At 35.4% G+C, this 23,762-nt stretch carries 20 protein-coding genes and 1 riboswitch; of the genes, 9 read left to right on the forward strand and 11 right to left on the reverse strand.

Annotation, left to right across the window (positions count from 1 at the left end; translation table 11 throughout):
* Positions 1-517: 517 nt before the first annotated feature.
* Both BKP37_RS10465 and BKP37_RS10470 read right to left on the reverse strand, forming a co-directional pair.
* Positions 518-1,483 carry a 3'-5' exoribonuclease YhaM family protein gene (locus tag BKP37_RS10465; protein WP_071309550.1) on the reverse strand — a complete coding sequence of 322 codons (966 nt, stop codon included), beginning with the start codon at positions 1,481-1,483 and terminating at the stop codon, positions 518-520.
* Positions 1,484-1,526: 43 nt separating this feature from the next.
* The gene (locus BKP37_RS10470; RefSeq protein ID WP_071309551.1) at positions 1,527-2,252 is read right to left on the reverse strand and encodes a hypothetical protein; all 726 of its coding nucleotides are present in this window, start codon (positions 2,250-2,252) and stop codon (positions 1,527-1,529) included.
* A gap of 193 nt (positions 2,253-2,445) precedes the next feature.
* Between BKP37_RS10470 and folE2 the strand changes: the two genes are divergently transcribed.
* Positions 2,446-3,354: a GTP cyclohydrolase FolE2 gene (folE2, locus tag BKP37_RS10475; protein ID WP_071309552.1), complete on the forward strand. Its 909-nt coding sequence runs from the start codon at positions 2,446-2,448 to the stop codon at positions 3,352-3,354.
* 146 nt (positions 3,355-3,500) lie between these two features.
* Here folE2 and BKP37_RS10480 read toward each other — a convergent pair whose 3' ends face one another.
* The 5 genes from BKP37_RS10480 to BKP37_RS10500 form a co-directional block, all read right to left on the reverse strand.
* On the reverse strand, positions 3,501-4,445 hold the full coding sequence (locus BKP37_RS10480; protein ID WP_071309603.1) for an NAD(P)H-dependent flavin oxidoreductase: 945 nt from the start codon (positions 4,443-4,445) through the stop codon (positions 3,501-3,503).
* Positions 4,446-4,719: 274 nt separating this feature from the next.
* Positions 4,720-5,625: a DUF4349 domain-containing protein gene (locus BKP37_RS10485; protein ID WP_071309553.1), complete on the reverse strand. Its 906-nt coding sequence runs from the start codon at positions 5,623-5,625 to the stop codon at positions 4,720-4,722.
* A gap of 187 nt (positions 5,626-5,812) precedes the next feature.
* Complete coding sequence (locus tag BKP37_RS10490) at positions 5,813-6,484, reverse strand: GNAT family N-acetyltransferase (RefSeq protein ID WP_071309554.1); 672 nt, start codon at positions 6,482-6,484, stop codon at positions 5,813-5,815.
* 60 nt (positions 6,485-6,544) lie between these two features.
* Positions 6,545-7,432, reverse strand: coding sequence for a carbon-nitrogen hydrolase family protein (locus BKP37_RS10495; RefSeq protein WP_071309555.1), 888 nt, complete (start codon positions 7,430-7,432; stop codon positions 6,545-6,547).
* A 181-nt stretch (positions 7,433-7,613) separates the two neighbouring features.
* Positions 7,614-8,501, reverse strand: coding sequence for a 5'-3' exonuclease (locus tag BKP37_RS10500; protein WP_071309604.1), 888 nt, complete (start codon positions 8,499-8,501; stop codon positions 7,614-7,616).
* Between the two features lie 320 nt (positions 8,502-8,821).
* Between BKP37_RS10500 and BKP37_RS10505 the strand changes: the two genes are divergently transcribed.
* The 4 genes from BKP37_RS10505 (at position 8,822) to BKP37_RS10520 (ending at position 12,672) form a co-directional block, all read left to right on the forward strand.
* Positions 8,822-10,051 carry an MFS transporter gene (locus tag BKP37_RS10505; protein WP_071309556.1) on the forward strand — a complete coding sequence of 410 codons (1,230 nt, stop codon included), beginning with the start codon at positions 8,822-8,824 and terminating at the stop codon, positions 10,049-10,051.
* 143 nt (positions 10,052-10,194) lie between these two features.
* A riboswitch (glycine riboswitch) is annotated at positions 10,195-10,274 on the forward strand.
* A 259-nt stretch (positions 10,275-10,533) separates the two neighbouring features.
* Entirely contained in the window at positions 10,534-10,809 is a 276-nt protein-coding gene (locus tag BKP37_RS10510) for an ACT domain-containing protein (RefSeq protein WP_071309557.1), read from the forward strand.
* A gap of 35 nt (positions 10,810-10,844) precedes the next feature.
* Entirely contained in the window at positions 10,845-12,206 is a 1,362-nt protein-coding gene (locus BKP37_RS10515; RefSeq protein WP_071309558.1) for a PFL family protein, read from the forward strand.
* A gap of 205 nt (positions 12,207-12,411) precedes the next feature.
* Positions 12,412-12,672 carry a DUF2524 family protein gene (locus tag BKP37_RS10520; protein ID WP_169823129.1) on the forward strand — a complete coding sequence of 87 codons (261 nt, stop codon included), beginning with the start codon at positions 12,412-12,414 and terminating at the stop codon, positions 12,670-12,672.
* Positions 12,673-12,756: 84 nt separating this feature from the next.
* On the opposite strand, the gene BKP37_RS10525 is transcribed toward BKP37_RS10520, so the two are convergent.
* Entirely contained in the window at positions 12,757-13,932 is a 1,176-nt protein-coding gene (locus tag BKP37_RS10525; RefSeq protein ID WP_071309560.1) for a DHH family phosphoesterase, read from the reverse strand.
* 434 nt (positions 13,933-14,366) lie between these two features.
* Between BKP37_RS10525 and BKP37_RS20110 the strand changes: the two genes are divergently transcribed.
* Positions 14,367-14,504 (forward strand): hypothetical protein, encoded by a 138-nt coding sequence (locus tag BKP37_RS20110; protein WP_169823130.1) that lies wholly within the window; start codon positions 14,367-14,369, stop codon positions 14,502-14,504.
* A 39-nt stretch (positions 14,505-14,543) separates the two neighbouring features.
* Here BKP37_RS20110 and BKP37_RS10530 read toward each other — a convergent pair whose 3' ends face one another.
* A complete protein-coding gene (locus BKP37_RS10530) occupies positions 14,544-16,733 on the reverse strand; it encodes a DNA topoisomerase III (RefSeq protein WP_071309561.1) in 2,190 nt (729 codons plus the stop codon).
* A gap of 222 nt (positions 16,734-16,955) precedes the next feature.
* Between BKP37_RS10530 and rarD the strand changes: the two genes are divergently transcribed.
* Positions 16,956-17,906, forward strand: coding sequence for an EamA family transporter RarD (gene rarD, locus BKP37_RS10535; RefSeq protein WP_084034650.1), 951 nt, complete (start codon positions 16,956-16,958; stop codon positions 17,904-17,906).
* Between the two features lie 395 nt (positions 17,907-18,301).
* On the opposite strand, the gene BKP37_RS10540 is transcribed toward rarD, so the two are convergent.
* Positions 18,302-18,922, reverse strand: coding sequence for an LbetaH domain-containing protein (locus BKP37_RS10540; protein ID WP_071309563.1), 621 nt, complete (start codon positions 18,920-18,922; stop codon positions 18,302-18,304).
* A 337-nt stretch (positions 18,923-19,259) separates the two neighbouring features.
* Between BKP37_RS10540 and BKP37_RS10545 the strand changes: the two genes are divergently transcribed.
* Both BKP37_RS10545 and BKP37_RS10550 read left to right on the forward strand, forming a co-directional pair.
* Positions 19,260-20,852, forward strand: coding sequence for an ABC-F family ATP-binding cassette domain-containing protein (locus tag BKP37_RS10545; protein ID WP_071309564.1), 1,593 nt, complete (start codon positions 19,260-19,262; stop codon positions 20,850-20,852).
* Positions 20,853-21,064: 212 nt separating this feature from the next.
* Positions 21,065-22,621 (forward strand): ABC-F family ATP-binding cassette domain-containing protein, encoded by a 1,557-nt coding sequence (locus tag BKP37_RS10550; RefSeq protein ID WP_071309565.1) that lies wholly within the window; start codon positions 21,065-21,067, stop codon positions 22,619-22,621.
* Positions 22,622-22,681: 60 nt separating this feature from the next.
* Here the strand turns inward: BKP37_RS10550 and kapD are convergent, their stop codons facing one another.
* Positions 22,682-23,296 carry a 3'-5' exonuclease KapD gene (kapD, locus tag BKP37_RS10555; protein WP_071309566.1) on the reverse strand — a complete coding sequence of 205 codons (615 nt, stop codon included), beginning with the start codon at positions 23,294-23,296 and terminating at the stop codon, positions 22,682-22,684.
* Between the last annotated feature and the right edge of the window lie 466 nt (positions 23,297-23,762).

Genomic DNA, 23,762 nt, shown 5'->3' on the forward strand with positions numbered 1-23,762 from the left:
TATAAGAATCATTTACACCTTATTTTTAAATAACCAAAGCTATTCCGAACCAGCATTGAGTCGTTAATTATCAAAAACTGAAAAACATAGATCATCAGGTTGTGTTTTTAAAAAATTTATTACACACCCTCTATTTCCTATTGCCTTTTTTAGAAAACAACTTAAAAACCTTTAAGATTTAGCCGCATCTTAACTCAATAGCATAAATCCCAAGTTTTTTATTTTCACAGAAAAAGCGCAAGCGCCTTGGTCACGAGCAGCTGCTCCTGTACCACTCCGTTTGCTCAAGAGCAAAGCAACTTCGTAGTAATCCAAGTAGTAGCTTCACTGGGGCGGCCTTTGACAGAAGCCTCTCTTTGGCTTCCGCGTGCTTCTACTGAGCGCGCGCTCTCTCAAGCCATGGAAAAGTATAAATTTTATATAAAGGTTTTATAGAAATTAGATCTACTAACTATTTGTTGTAAAAACACAAAAAAAGATAAGCAAAGAAAGTAGTAGCCTTCTTTACTCATCTTTTTTACTTATCAATGACGACCTTTTTTAATCTTTGTCCTAAAATTTTTGACCATTCAGACCACTCTCCTAGGGAAGTTTTTTCCAAAAGTTGGTGGACAATCCCTAATTTTGTATCAAGAGCATCAACAAGATGAAGAGCAAATGCCTCTGGGATCATCGGCTCTATCGGGCTACCATATTCTCCTTTACCATGAGAACTTAGTATCATATGTTCTAGTAATTCTACTTCCTGCGTATTGACATCTATGTTCAATCTTCGTGCCGTATCCCTAACATCATAGGCCATAGTGACAATATGTCCAATAAACTTAGATTGATCTGTAACTTTTGTAACGATGCCTTTTTCTATTTTATAGTCTTTGATTTTTGCTAAATCGTGGAGAATAGCACCACCGATTAGCAGATCACGATTTAGCATGTTTTTATATAAAATATAAACACTTTCACATAATCTAATTGTATTTAGTGTATGCCAAATAAGACCACCATAACCTTGATGTCCGTGAATAGAGGCTGGGTATTGAACTAAAAATGGTTTATATAATTGATAAACTTGACTAACGATATTTTTTATTATTTTATTATTTAAGCTCGAAATGGTATCTTCTATTTCACAAAAAGCATCATTAACATTAATCGGTGCTGTTGGTAAAAAATCAGAAATCGAAATAGTAACATCGTCTAGCGGTATTGCTAGATAAAAAACCTTTAAATCCATCGATTGTTGAAATTGTCTTGTAAAACCTTTTACAAGAATAACTTGTGGGAGCTCTTTTTGTAAGAGATCGTATAATTGATAATCGATCTCTTTTAAATCCCATTTACGCGCCTTGATTTCCCCAGAAGCATCTGCCAAAGTCATTTCAAAGTATGCTCCGTTTTTTCCTAGCTTCGTTTGTATATTAGTGAGTAAAAAATATTCTTTTATTGTCTCGTTCACCTTCAAGTTTTGAATAACTCTCCGCACAGTATATCTCCTCTCACCTATTGTAAATGAAAGCTATGTTCTTTCACGAAGAAATAAATACAAAGTTTACATCCCCACCTGAAATTTTCGCTACTTCTTCTATAATTGTTTTTGCAGTTGAGATATCGACACTTTCTTCTTCGAAAAGAAACAAATTATTGGTTGCATATTCATAAGCTTCTGCTTCACGAATTGAGTCTTTATCAAAATAAGTGATATTTTCCCCATAATCAAATTTCGTTGCAAATGGTTTTAAAAATCCAAATTGATGTAAATATTCAACCGCTTTAATACGTTTGCATGCATACGGAAAACGAAACTTTGCTAAAAAAAGTTTATTCCCGTTATCGTCCTCTATAAGTACATTTAAATCATGATTTGGAACTAAATTAGTAGCTTTATATGAAACTTTATTTCGAAAATGATGGAATTCCTTTATTCCAAGCATATGCAAAATATTTAACGTTTCAAGCATTTTACTATTGGTATTTAACCAAACCTCGTTTAATGTGTCATCCCTTAAAACAAACGTATACCTTAGCTTTTTTACTAACTTACGATATGCATTTTTCATACTGGCTTCATATTCTTTACGATTATAAAATACTCGCCTGTGTAAGTATCCAGTCTTTTCAACGACCTCATTATATGGTGTCTTTTCAATATTATGCAATTCGAATTCACAAATATCTGATATAAACGGCAAGATCGACTTTACATATTCTTCAACTTGTTCGGGATCTTCGCTATAATATGCGAATCGGTTCAATTTGTACCCCCCTTATCATTCCTTTGATACAAATTATGCAAGAAAGACACGATAGAGAACTGATGAATGAAATGAGGTAAATGAATCGATAAATAAATAATATATTTTTAGTTCGTTTCTTTTGTACTATATCAATATGATTTATTATAATAAGAGAAGTTCGTGTTCATCTACAAAAAGTGAGGTTATTACTATGCATAAAACTTTCGATTTACCGTCTAAGAAAGAGAGACACAAGCGCTTTGGGTCAGTACCACCAATTAAAGGAACAAAGCCTAAAAATAAAGACGAAATGAAGGACTTACAAAATACACCAAATGATTTTCTTTTCTCCATAAATTCAGTAGGCATCAGTAATGTCAAACATCCTGTTATACTCCATTCTGACCTTTTGCCATCTGTCCAAACTACGATTGGTACTTTTTCATTAACAACAAGCCTTACTCAAATGTCCAAAGGAATAAATATGAGTCGTTTAACTGAGCTTCTTCAAAAATATCATGAAGAAGAAGGGTTTGTCTTATCTTTTGAGCAATTACGTCGCTTTACAAAAGAACTTGCAGTAATAATGAATCAAACTGCGGCATCTATCGAAGTAACATTCCCTTGGTTTTTTGAACGTAAAAGCCCAGCTTTAGCCAAAGTCGGTTTAATGCATGCTGATGCAAAAATTTCTGTTACATATGACCAAGAGACAAAACAGTTTACATATGTAACGGGATTAACAGCAGCTGTAACTACACTGTGTCCTTGTTCTAAAGAAATAAGTGAGTACAGTGCTCATAACCAACGTGGATATGTCCGTATTGAAACAGAACTTTATTCTGACAGTATAGGTGAAAAAGATTGGAAAAAGATTCTATTAGAAGCAGCTGAATCTAATGCTAGTGCATCACTTCATCCAGTATTAAAACGACCAGATGAAAAAATGGTTACAGAAAAGGCTTATGAAAACCCTAGATTTGTGGAAGATATGGTTCGTTTAGTCGCTGCAGATCTTTATGAGAATAATGATATAAGAGCTTTTACTGTAGAGTGTAGAAACGAAGAATCCATCCATGTTCATGATGCAGTTGCAACAATAAAGTTTGAAAAAGAGTAATTCTCTTCATAAAACTCAACAAAAAACGGGATTAGGTACAAGACCTAACCCCGTTTTTACTAAAAGATAAGAATTTATAAATTTCCAACTTAGAAACTGTCTAGCGCAAGCGCCTATCGCTCGTTACCAAGGCACTTATTCTTTTCCTAACCATTTGATGCATTTAATGAAATTGCTCGATTGCAAGATTCCATTAAATTATCGATAATTGTTTGTACTGGTAAAATATCTTTTATTTCACTAACTCTAGCCCCTGCAAAAACGATACCATTTTCAACATTACCTTTTACAGCTTGAACTAAAGAGTCTAACGTACAGAATTGATAATTACAGTGCTTTAAACAAGAATAACATTTATCAATCTTAATCTTTTCAAGATTATTTACTTTTTCGACAAAGCTATTTTTGATTGCTCTACCATGAAGGCCTACAGTTGTTTTTACTAAAACTGTTTCTCCTTCTTGGCAATTAAGATACTTTTGTTTGTATGCATCAGCTGCATCACATTCAACACTTGCTACAAAACGTGTACCCATTTGAACTCCAGACGCACCCATCTGTAGTGCTTTAGCGATATCTTCACCAGTCATAATTCCACCTGCAGCAATAACTGGAATATCAACAGCTTCGACTACTTCTGGCAAAATATCAAAAAGAGGACGATCAGTTCCTAAATGCCCACCAGCCTCAAAGCCTTCAACAACAACAGCTGCTGCGCCTAGACGTTGAGAGATCTTCGCTAATTTACCAGATGATACGATAGAAATTACTGGCACTCCGTATTCTTTACCCCATTGATACATATCTCGGGAAATACCTGCACCAGAAATGATAAAGTCAACTTTTTCTTCCATCGCTGCTTTAATTGTGTTTGCAAAATCTGTCATCGCAAATAATACGTTTACTCCTATATATCCTTTGCCGTTTGTTAATTCACGCGCTTTTCGAATTTGTGCTCTCATCTCATCGATAGAAATACCTGTTCCTGAAATGATTCCAATTCCACCTGCGTTAGCAACTGCTGAAGCTAATCCGCTTAAAGAAATAGCAATTCCCATTCCACCTTGCATAATTGGTACTTTCGGTGTCATATGTGCGATTTTTAACTGTGGTATATTCAAAAGAGCTCCCCCTCATAAAAAAACTAATATCATGAAACATGGTTTGGTTTGTTACTTTCATCTATGATTGAACTTATAATTTTACTTTCCATGTTATTAATAAAATCGTACCAATTCAAAAGACTAAATGCAAGTGCTTTTTATTACCTAGTAATAATAATTGGTAATAAAAATTTTACAAATCCATGATGTTTATCACTTGACTATTCAAAGAAAACAGACCGCGCTATGCAGTCTGTTTTCTTTAACCTTCAAAAGGATTATTACCTCTCTTTTTTCTTACATATATTACCATAAACAAGACAAGAATTGCTAATGGAATGAAAACTGGACTTAGTCCAATTGCTAATATTATAACCGTTGAAAAAAATGACATTAGTCCATTAATACTGTCCATGAACAGACTTTTTGCTTTGACCCATGTATTCAAAACTTCCTTATCTTGAATGGTTGGTATCTTTACAAGTTTCTCAGTTAAATAAATCGACACAGTAGAATAATCTACATTTGTCTGTAAATAATTAATTCTTCCTACAAGTTGTTCGATTTCTTCTTGAACTTTTGCTAAATCACTTGATATTTTTAACAAATCTTCTGTTTGTTCAGCTTTCTCCATAAAATCAAGTAATCTTGCCTCAACAACTCTTTTAGAGCGTAAACGGGCATCTAAATCAATATACTCTTCTGTAACGTCATTTCCGCTAACGTGCCGGTCTTGGACTTTAATACTTACTGATTCTACTTCATGTATAAAAGAATGAAAAGATTTTTGTGGAACTTTCACAACTAAATTTCCATTTATTCGATCTTCACCACTAAAATAAATGGAAGATTCTACAACATATCCACCAATAGCGTTTACTCTCTGTTGAATATTTGCTTCTACTTGTTCATAGTCATTTACTTCTAGCGATAAGTTAGCATTATATATGACCATTCGTTCCGTCGAATTTAAACGTTGCTCTTCGATTGTTTCTGTTGTCCGAAAGCCTTCTTGAATGGGTACCGTCTCTTTATCCATCACTGCCTCTTCCATAACCATTGGAATTCCAGCATATCCCCCATCAATACTTTGACTTTCATTACTACTACATCCTGCTACTAGAAAAATGCTAATGAAAATAAAAACAGCATTATATACCTTTTGCATATGACCACCTCAATTCACTTTTAAATGTTAGACGATCTAATCAAAAAAAAGTTTCATTAATTTTACACTTTCCAAACGCGTCAAGAAAAGCGCAAGGCGCCTGGAGCTAGACAGGTTCCAAGTTAGAAATTTATAAATTCTGATTATATAGAAGATAACAAGGTTACCAATCAGCAACCTTGTTATCTTACAAATTATATTTGAATGGATTTTTCCATTCCATAAGAACACCATAGTTATATGATTCTTCATCTTCTAAATAGTTTCCTACTATCGTTACAGGTAATCTACCACACTGAAGTAAAAATGTAATCACAGGATCACGTATTCCGCCCCGAACAACATTTTCCAAATATTCTTCTGGTGTCAGTTGAGAAGCTAGTTTATGGTAACCTGGCATCCTTCCACCACCTAGTAGTCGATCAAGTTTTTTATGAACAACGACATCGTACATAGAGTCCATAAGAACCTTTCCCAGCTTATGTTTCCTATAAGATGGTCTTACACAAATGTCAACAACATAGAGGGTATTCCCATTAGGATTGTGATTACCTATATAGCCATTATCGGTAATGTCCTCCCAATTATGCCAAGGATGTAATGGGTCAAACTCAACAAGTAGACCTGTCATAGAGCCAGCGATCTCCCCTTCTACTTCAATGCAAAGGGCACCTTCTGGAAATAAGGTAGTATGATTTGTCAGTTGATCCACATTCCACCAAAGCTCTGGTGGAAATGGCGGTGGAAAACTTTCTTTTTGGATTTGAATTAACTCATCAAAGTCCTCTTTTTGATAATTCCGTACAACCACTTTTAACGGTTTTCCCTCATGAAAATGGTAAATTTCTTTTTTGTACATCAAAAACAAAACCCCTTTTCACGTTTTGAATTAAGTTAGACTTCATACATACTACTATACCTATCCAATAAGTTCGTCTTTACGTACTAATTGTACCCAATCTGGGTAGAGGTCTGTCCTACGGTCACGCCATGTCGTAACAGATCCTTCGTTTCTTACTTCATATAGTAAATCTAAATCAAGATCACCAGTAATAATCATATCGTTATTTATGTCGCCTTCTATGAGAACTCCTCGTTGCGGAAATGGAACATCGTTAGGTGTAATGATTGCAGCTTGACCATAATTCATTCGCATAAAATCAACAGTTGGAAGCGAACCTATTGTGCCAGTCGTTACTACATAAATTTGATTTTCTATTGTTCTAGCATGACAAGAATAACGTACACGGTGAAAACCATGGGAATCGTCTGTACAAGAAGGACAAAAAACCACATCTGCCCCCATTGCCTTTGCCATGCGAACTATTTCAGGGAACTCAATATCATAACATGTTAACACAGCAATTCTACCTTTGAATGTATCAAACACTTGTAAACCTTCCCCACCTGTTATGTTCCACTCCTCGCGTTCTGTAGGGGTGATATGAAGCTTTGGTTGAAAACCAATTCTTCCATCAGGAAAAAATAAATGAGCAACATTGTATAGCTTTCCTTCCTGCTCAATTACATGCGTTCCACCAATAATGTGCATTCCATGTTGCTTGGCCAATGTACTAAACAACTGCTGGTATCTAGTTGTAAATCGCGGTAAATCTTGAATGGTTCCTATCCTTTGCTCTTCCCCTTTAATTGACATTAATTGAGTAGTTATAAACTCAGGAAATAATACGAAATCAGATTTAAATTCTGCAGCAGTTTTCACATAGTGAGTCACTTGGTTTTCAAACTCCTGAAAACTATTGATTGTGTGTAGATGATATTGAACAGCTGAAACGCGCAGCTTCATATCAAAACCCCCTTTTATAACCGTTTAATATATTTGTTAGGTCTTTTACCAACAAACTGAATTCTAACATAATTTAATCGCGATACTATATAATTTTGATAAAAAAATTGTGATTCGTAATCATAGCATTCCGTTATATTCCACAAAAAAACGGGCTTACTATAGTAAGTCCCGTACTATTTTAAACTAAAGGCTCAACATTCATTTTCAACCCTTCAATGAAGGACCCACCCTTTAATAACCGCGAAAATTCTAACTCTTCTAGCATTGTAATAATCTTCATTTCATCAAAATCTCGTAAACAATCTTCAATATTAATCTCAACTGGTGTTTCACAGTGGATTTCAGCTAATTTCCTAGATAAATGTAGCATTTCAATCTCTGTTTCAATTTTATTACGAACTCCTTTAGGAAGCTTAGCTAAATTTTCAAGAATTCCATCAATTGTTTCGTATTCTTTAAGTAACTTAGTAGCGGTTTTCTCACCTATTCCTTTAACACCTGGATAATTATCACTTGCATCACCCATTAATCCTTTTAAATCAATAAACTGTGAGGGTGTTAATCCTTTTTCTTCTTGAAGCTTGTCCAACGTAAATACTTCATAATTGGACATCCCTTTCTTCATAATGATAGGTTGAATGTTTTCACTCACTAGCTGTAAACTATCATGGTCTCCAGTTAGGATTTGAATTAGAAGCTGATCACTGTATTTTTTCGCAATAGTTCCTATACAATCATCCGCCTCATATCCCTCAACACCAACATTTGGAATATTAAAGCTAGCTACAACCTTTTTAACTAACTCAAACTGTGGAATTAACTCCTCAGGTGGTTCACTACGATTTGCTTTATAATTGGGATATAGCTCATTACGAAACGTTTTTGCCCCCATATCCCAACAGCAAAGAACATGAGTCGGTTGAAAAGTTCGAATCGCATCTTGCATGTATTTAACAAAGCCAAATATTGCATTTGTCGGTACACCTTTACTCGTTTTCATAATTGAACCAGTATAGGAAGTAGCAAAATAGCCACGAAACAGAAGGGCCATACCATCGATAATCATGAGAGAGTTTTTATTTGACAAAAGATCATCTCCTTAATGATTTTATTTGTAAATTAGATTCATACACGTATAATCGATTTTCTTTAAAACTCATAACTATGATCTTAACAAAAAACTACATAGAAAGATAGATCGTGAGGATTTTTCGATATTTTCTGTTCATTCATTTAACAGAAAATGTTAGGATATAATAATTAATTTCATAATTTATTACTTTCATCACTTAGATATGTATAATTAATTATATATGTGGCTCATTTTTGGTAATTATGAAAATTCCTCATTATAATTAAGAACTTTTTCACAGAAGGAGAACAACTATGCAATCATTACAAAAACAAAATACAAACGTTGTTTCAGAACCTAAAACAATGTACAACATCTTATTTATTATTGGATTTGTCCACTTACTAAATGATGCTATTCAAGCTGTCGTTCCAGCAATGTTTCCAATTTTACAACAATCAATGGGACTAACATTTACTCAATTAGGTATTATAGCTTTTGGACTAAATTTTACTTCTTCACTTATACAACCAGTAGTTGGCTTTTACACCGATAAAAAACCTTCCCCATACGCCTTGCCAATCGGACTGTGTTTTACATTTTGGGGAGTACTAGGCTTAGCGATTGCTCCTTCATTTTGGATTGTAGTAATCTCTGTTATTTTTATTGGATTAGGCTCTGCAACCTTCCATCCAGAAGGCTCTCGCGTTGCCTATATGGCAGCAGGAAATCGCCGTGGTACAGCACAATCGATTTATCAGGTTGGCGGAAACGCAGGGCAAGCACTTGCACCATTAATAACTGCTGTTATCTTAGTTCCATTTGGTCAATTCGGAGCAATATGGTTCACCTTAGTAGCGGCTCTTGCTATTGGTCTACTAATTTACATAGCACGGTGGTACTCAGAACAAGTATTACTTCTAACTAAGAAAAAAAATATACAGAAAAAGCTGAAGGAAAACAATCCACTAACAAAGAAAACTATCCTCTTTGCGATAACGTTACTCGTATTTTTAGTATTTGCCCGTTCATGGTTCCATGCTGGTATTTCTAACTTCTATGTTTTTTATCTAATGGAAAAATTCCAATTATCCATTGATCAATCTCTTATTTATATCTTTATCTTCTTAGCTGCTGGAGCAGTCGGAACTTTTGCTGGTGGGCCATTGGCAGACCGTTACGGAAAGAGAAACATGTTATTATTATCAATGCTAGGTTCTGCTCCATTAGCGTTATTTTTACCATATGCTGGACAGTTTTTAACCTATGTACTTCTCGGTGCAATCGGTTTTATTATTTTATCAAGCTTCTCCGTTTCTGTCGTTTATGCTCAAGAGCTCGTTCCAGGAAAAATAGGGATGGTTTCTGGATTAATCGTTGGTCTTGCATTCGGTATGGGGGCTCTCGGGTCTGTAGCGTTAGGTATTTTAGCTGACTGGATCGGACTAACAAATACTATGTTATTCGTTGTTTCCTTACCTCTGTTAGGGCTGCTAACCTTTTTCTTGCCGTCTGATCAAAAGCTTAGAGAAATGCATGAATAAACAACTAATTGGCTACCTAAACCGGTAGCCTTTTTCTGGTTTTTTCACCAAAGATCGACAAAGATATATTGACTATTACAACAAAAGCTGATAGTATCTTCTTAATATATCAAGCAATGATTACTGTGGGTGAAACTATAGTAGGAGCGGCTTCTGGAGAGTCCGTAAGGTAATGCGGCGCCGAAGGATTCACAATCTCAGGCAAAAGGACAGAAGAGTAACTAATACATATTTTTTGTATGTTATTCTATTGCCTTTAGAGATTGGATGTAATCCAATCTTTTTTTATTCCCCTTTAATTTTATTTCATGAAAGAGTTAAAAATAAGTAAAACTAAGTTTTCCGCTTTTGGTGCGATAAGCTACGTTTTTCTAACACTTTTTCGATTTTTCTTTTTTGGCTTAAAGTATAAGCAAAACTAAGGCTTTCGCTTTTTGGGCGATAAGCCAAGTTTTTCTAATAGAATATATGAGGTGAGAACAATGGAAAAAAGACGTGCAGTAGTAAGTGTAATTGGCAAGGATCAAGTTGGTATTATCGCAAAAGTTACAAATGTATTAGCAAATAACAATGTTAATGTTCTTGATATTAGTCAAACAATCCTCCAAGATTTCTTTACAATGATGATGTTAGTTGATGTATCTGAAATTGAAAGTCTTGAGAAACTCCAAGAACAATTTGAGAAAATCAATCAAGAAATGGGTTTAAAAATTAACATCCAATTAGAAGATTTGTTTAAGACAATGCATCGTGTTTAGTAGTAAGAGGGCTATTTTTAAAGGAGAGATATGAAATGAACATTGCGCTTACGGAAATGCAAGAAACAATTAGAATGGTACAAATGGAAAGCTTAGACATTCGAACTGTTACAATGGGAATAAGCCTTCGTGATTGTGCTGATTCTGATTTCGAAAAAATGAACAATCGTGTTTACGATAAAATTACTACATATGCAAAAGATTTAAAATCAGTGGCTGAAACTGTTGAAAAAGAATATGGTATTCCCATTATTAACAAACGTATTTCAATTACTCCTATAGCTGAAATATTAGGAAGTTCGACGAAAGAACAAGCAATTGAACTTGCAAAAACATTAGATAAAGCCGCAAAATTTTTAGGTGTAGACTTCATCGGGGGGTATTCCGCCCTCGTTCATAAAGGTATTTCTAAAGGGGATCAAACTTTACTTGACGCCCTACCTGAAGCGTTAAGTGTAACAGAAAGAGTTTGTTCATCAATCTCTGTAGCAACAACGAGAACCGGAATAAATATGGATGCTGTTCGTCAAATAGGCGTTATTATTAAAGATGCAGCAGAAAGAACTAAAGACACAAACGGCCTTGCTTGTGCTAAGCTAGTAGTATTTTGTAACCCTGTTGAAGACAATCCATTCATGGCAGGTGCGTTTCATGGCTCTGGTGAAGGCGAGGTCGTTTTAAATGTTGGAGTAAGTGGCCCTGGGGTTGTTCTTAACGCACTACGTAGATACCCTGATGTAGATTTAGGGCAAGTTTCAGAAATTATTAAGAAAACAGCTTTTAAAATTACTCGTGCAGGTGAGTTAATTGGACGAGTTGTAGCAGAACGTTTAAATGTACCTTTTGGTATCATGGATCTATCTCTAGCCCCAACTAACGCTATTAACGATAGCGTCGCTGAAATCTTAGAAGAAATTGGTCTTGAACGTGTCGGTACCCATGGCACAATCGCTGCACTTGCATTAATGAATGACGCTGTAAAAAAAGGCGGTGCAATGGCAAGTTCTTATGTAGGTGGTTTAAGCGGTGCTTTTATCCCAGTTAGTGAGGATAATGGAATGATCCGAGGCATTGAAGATGGAGCCTTATCATTATCGAAACTAGAAGCTATGACATGCGTTTGTTCTGTAGGCCTTGATATGATTGCAGTTACCGGAGACGTAACAGCTGAAACTTTATCAGCTATGATTGCCGACGAAGCTGCGATTGGAATGATTAACAAAAAAACAACTGCGGTACGTGTCATTCCTGTTCCCGGGAAAAAGGAAGGCGAAATGGTCGAATTTGGCGGTCTCCTCGGTCGCGCTCCTGTGATGGGTGTAAATCCATTCGGATCGCAAAAACTTATTCAACGAGGTGGACGAATCCCAGCCCCTCTTCAAGCGCTTATAAATTAAAGCGATAACTAATTTCAATAAATAACTAAACAAAACACGCTAGAAATTAAGCTAGCGTGTTTTGTTTAGTTTAGAATGAAGCACACTTCCAGCTTACTCCACTCATATTCTATGATTATTAAATAAATAATGCTTCGTTTTTGCATAAAACATGTTATGTGTACAAATAATGTTAAGTGAATGTGCAAAAACGGAGGCGAAAGACTTGTTACAAAGAGATCAAATTAATGAATATATGAGAAAAGCTCAAGATACGATAGACAACGCTCATAAAGAGTTATTAGATGTAAAACTCATTCAACAAAACGATCCAACAGAATACCCATTTATCATGAACCAACTAATGGAACTAGATGAAGAAATAAATGATATGTTGACTGCTGCCTCTCCTCAGCAAAGAACTCAGTTAGAAGAAGTGCAGTACCAATTACGAGAAACGAAAGCGGTAATGATTAGAGGAATTTAATTATACAAGGTGCGTTTTAGTTATAATCATTCGACTATTCGAAAAGCTTTGAAGCTAACTCTTAACTTCAAAGCTTTTTTCATTTTAGTGCTGATAAGATTGATCTTCTTTACTAACGTCTTCATATTGAGATACTAAATGAGGTTCAAGTTCTTCTTCTCTTACATCACTGAACTTTAGCAATTTTTGCTCAATAGCGTTTTCCATAAGGAATTGAACAAAGACCTCATCACGTACTAACCATGCTGAATAGTTGCGTTTTATATAATTTTCAGCCTCTTGAAAAGTATGAAAACTCTCTTCGATTAAAGACCCATTCCATTCAACTTGCCATTTATTTGCTGCAGTATTAAAAACAAAGAATTGATCTTCATCTCTATTTTCATATAAACAACCGTGTAATGATTGCTTAATATTATATTGGTTTCGATACGCATCTGCTTTCATAGGGTCAATTTTAAACGGCTCTGCAACAAAATATTCATATGCTTCTGTTGTTAATGAGCAGCCAGACGCTTTAGCATGACCACCACCTCCGTATTCCCCTGCTATTTCTGAAACATCAATGTGATCATGAATGGTACGTAAACTCATTCGTTTTCCACCAACACTGACAATAGCTATGTAATCAAGGTGAGGATTGTCTTTACCTAACTCATTTCCTAACTCTGAATGATACGATTCAGCATGTACGATACCTACACAGTAGTCTTCAATAAAAGTCTGTACCAGTTCTCTCTTTTTCTTGCGAACGTATCGTTGGATTTTTCCTTCCTCTAAAGCTAACATTTTCTCTTCAAATTCATCAAATGCAAAAGTCTCATTTTTCTTGAGTCTCTCCACCATTCTTTCTTCAAAATCATCGATTGATATTAAAAAAAATAAATCATTTAAACGTTTTGCTTGTATATTATTATTTTTGTCCCATTCCCACGTGTCATATTGCCTAACCAACTCTACAAACTCCTCGATCACATCAGTCGGAGTAATCAACCCTTCCTCTTTTAAATGTTCATAAAAGAGACTTGTAGCTGCTGCTAGCCGCCCATCATCATATTCTACTTGGACATTCGCCCAACTATAATCATTAAAATCTAAGGCTGTTTTATGGTGGTCTATTAATTGCACTTTGCCCCCTTTATTTACGAATTCATTTAAGCCATGTTGATTCTTTTCATTTACGGACAAGTCTGTAATAAATACAACATCCTCTTTTTTGGGTTTTTCGAGAAACCTTGAAACTTGAAAATCTAAACCCATTAATGAGTTATAACGTATTTCTACATTTCAATTAAAAGCAAGTTTGGCAACAATGCCACAACCTACACCATCTAAATCGTTATGTGTATATAATCGGTACATTAAAAACACTCCTAAATTCCATTTTTCAAGAACCTTATTCATCGCGATAGCATTAGTGCTTATAAAAATATCTCAAAAAGACGATTTTAGTATGCTCTAAAATAAAGGAATGTATCATAAGGTTAATTCTGCTTCCTTATGTACTCTGCGTGAAATGAATTTCCCCGTGCATGAACCGACAATAACGTATCTACCAAGCCTACTTACCGATTAACCAGCTCATCAGAAACTGCAAAAACAGGAAGGTATAACGACGCATCAAAAAGCTTTGGCTCATCAAAATTATCGTTGTATTAATATATACATCTCGATTTCCTTGAAGGTCATAATGAATGATGACCAAATCTTCCGTACTAGAAAATTACGTCCTTGATGAAACGTGCTCACTTGGTTCTACTGAAGAAAAACATGTCGTAATCTTATACAAAATTGAAAATGATTTAATTACTCACGAAAGATTTTTAATATAAACGAAACAGCAGCACCTAAGTTAGATGCTGCTGTTTTACTTATTTTTTTAATTTTGCTAATGCGTCTGCAAATGGGTTATTAAATGGTTCATCGTCTTTCTTATTTTGCTGCTTTAAATACTTAGATACATCCTTTTTAGAGACTTTAGTATGTTTCTCCTTATTTTTACGTTCTGTAAACGTAGAAAGTTTTTCACGGTGACCACAGCCACAAACGAAAATTCGCCCTTCACCTTCGCCACGTAGCTCTAGCTTTTTACGGCAATTTGGACACCTTGCATTAGATGTTTGCGAAATTGTTTTTCTAAAGCCACATTCTCGATCTTGGCACACATGCATTTTCCCGCGTTTGCCGTTCACCTCAAGTAACAACTTTCCACATTCAGGACACTTGCTTCCTGTAAGGTTATCGTGCTTAAATTTTTCTTTACTATTTTTTATTTCTTGAACAACTAACTTTGCATAACTTTTCATCTCGTTAATAAACGTATTTTTATTTAGTTGACCTTTGGAAATGGCTTCAAGCTTCATTTCCCATTCAGCTGTTAAAGCTGGGGACTTCAAGTCATCAGGAGCTAAATCAAGTAGCTGTTTTCCTTTTGAAGTTACAAAAATGTCTTTTCCACGTTTTTCAATAAGGAAGGTATTAAATAATTTTTCAATTATATCTGCACGAGTTGCTACGGTACCAAGTCCACCTGTTTTCCCTAATGTTTGCACTAGTTCTTTATCTGAAGTCATCATATATTTTGCTGGATTTTCCATCGCTGAAAGTAACGTCGCTTCATTAAATGGAGCGGGTGGCTTAGTTTGTCCGTGTGTTTGGTTTATTGAAAGAATGTTTATTATATCTCCTTTAGAAATTTCAGGAAGCTGCTGATCTCGTAAATCATTCTCTTCTTCTTCATCAAAACGATTTTCGTAAACTTCTTTCCAACCTAGAGACTGTACTATTTTTCCACTAGCAATAAAAGCTTCTTGCCCAATCCTAGCTTTTACCTTCGTTTGCTCATATAAAAACGGAGGTGAAAGTACTGCTAAAAAGCGTTTGACAACTAAGTCATAAATTTTTCGTTCTTTATCTGTAAGTTTTGCTAAATTAACAAATTCTTCAGTCGGCAATATCGCGTGGTGATCGGACACTTTACTGTTATCTACAAAAGATTTGTTTGTCTTTATTTGAGCTTTTAGAATTTTAGCAGCTGTTTTCGCATACGGTCCAATTCCACATGCCTTTACTCGGTCCTTTAATGTATCAACAATATCTGTAGAAATAAATCTCGAATCGGTTCTTGGATACGTTAATATTTTATGTTGTTCATATAATTTTTGCATCGTCGAAAGAGTTTCTTTAGCAGAAAATCCGAACGCTTTATTAGCATCTCTTTGCAACTCAGTTAAATCGTATAGCTGAGGTGCATAGCTTTTTTTCGCTGATTTTTCAACTTCAATTATTTGAGCGGTCTTATTTTTTCTTAACTGCTTTAACATTTCATCGCTTTTCGTTTTATCAAAAGATCTTAACTCATTTGATTTCGAATCTTGCCAAATAAGCTTTACGTTTTTATCCGTTTGGGCTGTAATTCCGTAAAAATCTTTCGGCTTAAATTGTTTTATTTCTTCTTCACGTTTGGCAATAATCGCAATTGTTGGTGTTTGAACGCGTCCGCATGAAAGCTGAGCATTATGCTTTGTTGTTAATGCTCTCGTAGCATTTATACCAACAAACCAATCTGCCTCTGATCTTGCAACAGCAGAATGGTATAAGTTTTCATACTGTTTACCTGATTTCAAGTTTTTGAAACCTTCTTTGATCGCTTTATCTGTGACAGATGAAATCCAAAGTCGTTTTAAAGGCTTTTTCACATATGCCTTTTCAATTATCCAACGTGCAACTAGCTCACCTTCACGACCAGCGTCCGTTGCAATAATAACCTCACCAACATCCTTTCGATTTAATTGTGATTTTACTGCTTGGAACTGCTTTCCGGTCTTTTTAATAACAACCAACTTTAAATCATTTGGAAGCATCGGCAAATCCTCTAGCTTCCAGGCTTTATATTTTTCATCATAAGATTCAGGGTCAGCTAACGTCACTAAATGACCGAGCGCCCAGGTCACAATGTATTCATTACCTTCTAAAAATCCGTTTCCTTTTTTTGAACAATTTAATACCCGAGCGATATCCCTTCCGACAGAGGGTTTTTCGCATAATATTACTTTTTTCATGAAAAACATCCTTTCAACCATAACTAACGATTACTATATCATATAGTTATCGTTCTTCACCATTAGCTTAATTAGGTTTTTTCAATAACGAACAAATTATCACACCCTTTTCGATATAGTTAGTTGAACATAACTTTCGACATTCGAAACTTTTTATTTACTAAGTACTTATTGCCCTATAAAATATGGAATAGGAAAATTAACAGAATAGAGGAGCACATGATGAATAAAAAGCTAGGTGTACAAGGAATTGGTATATTATCAGCATTAGGGGCTTATATTTTATGGGGGGTTTTACCTCTTTATTGGAAACTTCTGGGTCACGTACCTGTTGATGAGGTTCTTAGTCACCGTATTATTTGGTCTTTAGTATTAATGTTTATTATTTTACTAGTGTTAGGAAAGTTACAACATTTCTTTAAAGAGATCGTAGCAATTTTTAAAAATATAAAGCAGCTTTTATTTATCTTTTTAGCTGCATGCTTCATAAGTTTTAATTGGTTTACTTATATTTGGTCTGTAGCGAATGAACGATTAGTTGAAGCTAGCTTAGGATATTATATCAACCCACTTATGAGCATCGTCCTAGGAATGGTTGTATTTAAAGAGAGGTTAACACGTTGGCAATTGGTTTCATTTCTCCTTGCAACGTTTGGGGTAGTGGTATTAGCTATTTACACTGGCGGTATTCCACTTATTTCATTGTCTCTAGCAATAAGTTTTGCCTTTTATGGAGCTCTAAAGAAAATGGTAGATGTTGGGGCGTTAACTGGACTTGCAATTGAAACATTCATGGTAACACCAATAGCACTAGGTTACTTATTGTTTGTCCATTCTAGTATTAGTTCAGCGTTATATCTTGAGTCCCTACCTACACTTAGCTTATTAATAGGGGCTGGGGCTGCTACAGCTACACCTCTTTTACTTTTTGCCATCGGAGCGAAACGAATCCCTCTTGCTACGATAGGCTTTTTACAATATTTAGCTCCTACCATGACATTATTAATCGGAATTTTTCTTTTCGGTGAACCATTTAGCGTTGGTCACATGGCCGCATTTTCATTTATTTGGCTAGCATTAGCGATTTATTCTATTTCAAAAACTAGTCTAATGAAGCGATTCCAGTTAGTAACATTTAGAAAACAAAAACAAACGACAAAGCAAGCTAGTTAAAGCAAGAAAAGCGCAAGCGCCTTGGTCACGAGCAGCTGCTCCTGTGCCACTCCGTCTGCTCGTCGCAAAGCAGCTTCGTAGTAAGCCAAGTAGTAGCTTCACTGGGGCGGCCTTTGACAGAAGCCGCTCTTTGGCTTCCTAAGTGCTTCTGCGTCTTCTAGTATTGCTTCGTAGTAAGCTTCCTCGAAGCAGTGTTTTGTGCGACGAGTAATCGCAGGAGCAAAGCTGCATGAAGCTATTCAGAGACGTTATTCAAGTAGTTATTGAAGTCAGTTGCTTGACTGAAGTGACCGAGCTCGTAGGCGTTGAAGCTAGACAGTTTTCAAGTTAGAAATTTATAAATTCTGATACTGTAAAAAATAAGGGAATTATACTTCAATTCCCTTATTTATCATTTACTTAAGTTCACTACTTCCTTCAAATAACGGTGTATGAGCTACATACGATTTTCCCAGTCGATAATAGTGATCGACGATTTTTTCATTAAGCCCTTTATATTTTTCTGGCACTACAGGTAGAGCATCTGCTTGCTCTTGAGTCCAAACCGTTTTTCCTGGCTCCACAAATCTATCATCAGCAATAACCACATTATTTGCGACCGTTGCTCCATGCAAAATAACACAATTTCTCCCAATGACAGCGTGATTAAGTGACGTACTTTGCCCTACGTATGTGTTATTCCCAATAAAAATAGGTCCATGAACTACCGCTTGATGTAAGATGCTGTTATTACCTTCTAAAAACACTCCCCATTTCTGTCCATTAAAATCCAAGTATTCATTCGGAGTTGCATGAATAGAAACAAAATCTTGAATATTCGTATATGCTCCTATAAAAAATGGACAGGAAGAATCTGAGCGGATTAAATTATTAAATCCAATAAAGGAATGTTCTTCAATGATAACATCACCAACGATAATTGTGCCTTTTCCAATTACAGCATCCTTACTTATTGTAGGAAAACTAACGGAAGCTACTTCCCCAATTGGTGGGTTATGGTGAATAATCGGTTTCATAAGCCAACTTCCTTTCAATATTAGGTCCGGATATTATATGCGCCAATCATGTAAATGCCTCTAAATATAAGCTGACTTATAAATTTACTAGACATCTATGTCTCTAGGTGATTTTACTCCTATTACAGAAGGTTATAAAAAACGGTTATCTCTTCTTCCTCATTTGCACTAGATACCTTTATCTTTGTTATGAAAGAAAGGCAGAAACATACAAAACAAATTTCTGAACAACATCACATGATGTATTATCTACACTAGTTTTACAAATCTTTTTTGTCCTTCACCTATTTATCTGTTATAATTTTAAAGATATTGACTGATGGAGGATAAATAATAGATGATTACTGTTTCAAATGTTAGTTTACGTTACGGAGATAGAAAGTTATTTGAAGATGTAAATATTAAATTTACACCTGGCAATTGTTATGGATTAATTGGAGCTAATGGTGCTGGAAAATCGACATTTTTAAAAATTTTATCAGGTGAAATCGAATCGCAAACTGGTGATGTTCATATGGGTCCTGGTGAGCGTTTAGCTGTCTTAAAGCAGAACCACTATGAGTTTGAAGATGTGGAAGTTATGACAGTTGTTATTATGGGACATGCTCGCCTATACGAAGTTATGCAAGAAAAAGACGCCATTTACATGAAGGCTGACTTCACGGATGAGGACGGAATGAAAGCAGCTGAACTTGAGGGTGAATTTGCAGAAATGAACGGTTGGGAAGCTGAAAGTGAAGCTGCTATCCTATTAAAAGGTCTTGGAATCGGTGAAGAGTTACACAATAAAAAAATGGCTGATTTATCTGGAGGAGAAAAAGTAAAAGTTTTACTTGCTCAAGCACTATTTGGTAAACCAGACGTTCTTTTACTAGATGAGCCGACAAACCACCTTGATATTAAAGCGATCCAATGGTTAGAAGAGTTTTTGATTAACTTTGAAAACACGGTTATCGTTGTATCCCATGACCGTCACTTTTTAAACAAAGTTTGTACTCACATTTCAGATTTAGATTTTGGAAAAATTCAAATTTACGTAGGTAACTATGACTTCTGGTATGAGTCAAGCCAATTAGCAACAAGAATGGCACAAGATGCAAACAAAAAGAAAGAAGAAAAAATTAAAGAGTTACAAAACTTTATTGCTCGTTTTAGTGCGAATGCATCAAAGTCAAAGCAAGCAACTTCTCGTAAAAAACTTTTAGACAAAATCTCATTAGATGATATTCGTCCATCTTCTCGTCGTTATCCGTTTGTTGGTTTTACACCTGATCGTGAAATAGGTAATGACCTACTTCGTGTCGAAGGGTTAACAAAAACAATTGATGGAGAAAAAGTTTTAGACGACGTTTCATTTGTGATAAATAAAGGCGATAAAGTTGCTCTTGTTGGTCCTAATGAATTAGCCAAAACAACTCTTTTCAAAATACTAATGGGTGAAATGGAAGCTGACAGCGGTTCGTTCAAATGGGGGATTACGACTTCTCAAGCCTACTTCCCGAAAGACAACTCTAAATTCTTTGAGGGCTGTGAATTAAACCTAGTTGATTGGTTACGTCAATTTTCACCTCAAGACGATAGCGAAAGCTTCTTACGTGGTTTCTTAGGTAGAATGCTCTTCTCAGGTGAAGAAGTTTTGAAAAAAGCAAGCGTCTTATCCGGTGGAGAAAAAGTTCGTTGTATGCTATCAAAAATGATGTTAAGTGGTGCAAACGTACTTGTTCTTGATGAACCAACAAACCACCTTGATTTAGAATCGATCACAGCTGTGAACAATGGTTTAATTGCTTTTAAAGGATCAATGCTTTTTGCATCTCATGACCATCAATTCATTCAAACGATTGCTAATCGCATCATGGAATTCACTCCAAACGGACTTGTTGACAAACAAATGACGTATGATGAGTATTTAGAAGCGGTTAAAAAATAATGTTTAAAAAGAACTGCTATTATTCTTTGGCAGTTCTTTTGTATTTCTCTTGAACTTCTCCCCCCGTTTATTTCACATCATTCCTCCCAAAATCCCCTTCTAGTATCCTATCGTAATATTTTCCTTTGAAAACTCTTCTTTTCTCATTTATAATCAATAAGTATGTGTAAAAATTACTGGGGACGAGCCCCATAGAATAAAGGGTGTAGATCATGAGTGTATTAACAGTAAAAAATTTAAGTCACGGCTTTGGTGATCGAGCTATTTTTAACGATGTTTCATTTCGTCTTTTAAAGGGAGAACATATCGGTTTGATTGGAGCAAACGGTGAGGGTAAATCTACATTTATGAACATCATCACTGGTAAGCTACAGCCTGATGAAGGAAAAGTAGAATGGTCCAAAAACGTTCGTGTCGGCTATCTTGATCAGCATACGGTCCTTGAACGTGGTATGACGATGCGAGATGTTTTGAAAAATGCATTTAAATATTTATTTGACTTAGAAGCAGAAATGAACCAAATTTGCGATAAAATGGGAGACGCAACCCCTGATGAGCTTGAAAAGTTACTAGAAGATATGGGGAACATTCAAGATATGCTTACAAACAATGATTTTTATATCATCGATGCGAAAATTGATGAAATTGCTCGAGGGCTTGGGTTAGACGACATCGGTCTAGATAAAGACGTTCAAGACCTTAGTGGTGGTCAAAGAACGAAAGTCCTACTGGCTAAGCTTCTTCTTGAAAAACCAGATATCCTACTTTTAGATGAGCCGACAAACTATTTAGATGAACAGCATATTGAGTGGCTAAAACGTTATTTGTTAGACTATGAAAATGCATTTATTTTAATATCACATGACATTCCGTTTTTAAATAGTGTTATTAACCTAATCTATCATATGGAAAATCAAGAGTTAAATCGCTATGTTGGCGATTACGATCATTTTATGGGCGTATACGAAATGAAAAAACAACAATTAGAAGCGGCTTACAAACGTCAACAACAGGAGATCTCTGAGTTAAAAGATTTTGTTGCTCGAAACAAAGCTCGTGTTTCAACAAGAAATATGGCGATGTCTCGTCAGAAAAAACTAGATAAAATGGACGTTATTGAGCTAGCAAAAGAGAAACCTAAACCAGAATTTCGTTTTAAACCTGCTAGAACAACGAGTAAGCTAATCTTTGAAACTAATGAATTAGTTATCGGTTATGATGAGCCACTTTCTAAACCTCTAAACCTTCGAATGGAGCGAGGGCAAAAAATTGCTTTAGTAGGTGCAAACGGGATTGGTAAAACAACATTACTGAAAAGTATCCTTGGTGAAATTAAACCTATTTCAGGTGAAGTAGAAAAAGGTGAATATCAACATATTGGGTATTTTGAACAAGAAGTTAAAGAAACAAATAACAACTCTTGTATCGATGAGGTCTGGAATGAGTTTCCTTCTCTATCTCAGTATGAAGTACGTGCTGCACTTGCTAAATGTGGTTTAACAACAAAGCATATTGAAAGTAAAATTGTCGTTCTAAGTGGTGGAGAAAAAGCAAAAGTTCGACTTTGTAAGCTTATCAACAAAGAAACAAATATTCTTGTTTTAGATGAGCCGACAAATCATTTAGACGTCGATGCAAAAGCTGAACTAAAAGCGGCATTAAAAGAATATAAAGGAAGTATATTAATCATTTGTCACGAACCAGAGTTTTATCAAGACGTAGTAACCGATGTATGGAATTGTGAATCTTGGACAACAAAGTTAGTTTAATCAAAAAATTAGTAGTCTTAAATACAATTAAGCTAGTGGCTTATGATTAAGTCCACTAGCTTATGTTGCAAATTTCCGTTTAATTTCCTCGGTATTAAATAAATCCCCTAATGTCGTTTTTGTTTTATTCTTCATATATTTTTTATCATTTTCTATTTTCTTAAATATTTCATATGTTGTAAGGGCATCATCTAAAGCACGGTGATGTTTTCCTTTTCCATTCTCACCATAAGCCTCTAGAGCTCTCCAAAGGCCAGTATGGTTTTGATCTCCAAAAAATTGTTTGTAATCTCGGGCTAAGTCAATGAAGCTAGTTGCTTTTGGAAAAGATAGATTATGTTTTTCACAGTTTTTTCGCAAAACATACATATCCATATTCCCCCATGTTACTACGATAGTGTTCCCTAATGAATAAATCAAATGTAACATTTCTACTAACTCATGGAACTCGACTCCATTACTAACTTGTTCTTGCTCGATAGATAAAAATGTTTTGCATCGTTTTGTTAACACTGGAAAAAATGCCGGCTTGACAAAAGAAGAATAAGTGTCGTATATTGTATTGTTTTGTACAACAACGGTACCTACCTCAATAATTTCTTGAAAAAAATCCTTTGTAGATGTGTGATCATTCATAGAGAATTCAAAATCGATAAACACATAGTTTCGCGACATTTTTATCCCTCCAACATTTTTCATTCATAACTATCATATCATACATTTAAAACATTTATATGTTAAAAAATGTATATTTTCAACATTTTCAAGAAAGAAATTCAAATTTAAACCTGTGCTGTTTTAAATATATAGCAAGAAAAGCACAAGAGCCTTGGTCACGAGCAGGTGCTCCTGTGCCACTCCGTTTGCTCGTCGCAAAGCAGCTTCGAAGTAATCCAAGTAGTAGCTTCACTGTGGCGGCCTTTGACAGAAGCCGCTCTTTGGCTTCCTCCGGGCTTCTGCGTCTTCTAGCATAGCTTCGTAGCAAGCTTCCTCGAAGCAGTGTTTTGTGCGACGAGTAATCGCAGGAGCAAAGCTGCATGAAGCTAATCGACGAAGGATTTCAAGCAGTAATTGAAGTCCGTTGCTAGACTGAAGTGATCGAGCCGATGTCGCCTGGAACTAGACAGTTTACAAGTTAGAA

It is taken from the genome of Anaerobacillus alkalilacustris, assembly GCF_001866005.1.
GTDB classification, from domain to species: Bacteria; Bacillota; Bacilli; order Bacillales; family Anaerobacillaceae; genus Anaerobacillus; species Anaerobacillus alkalilacustris.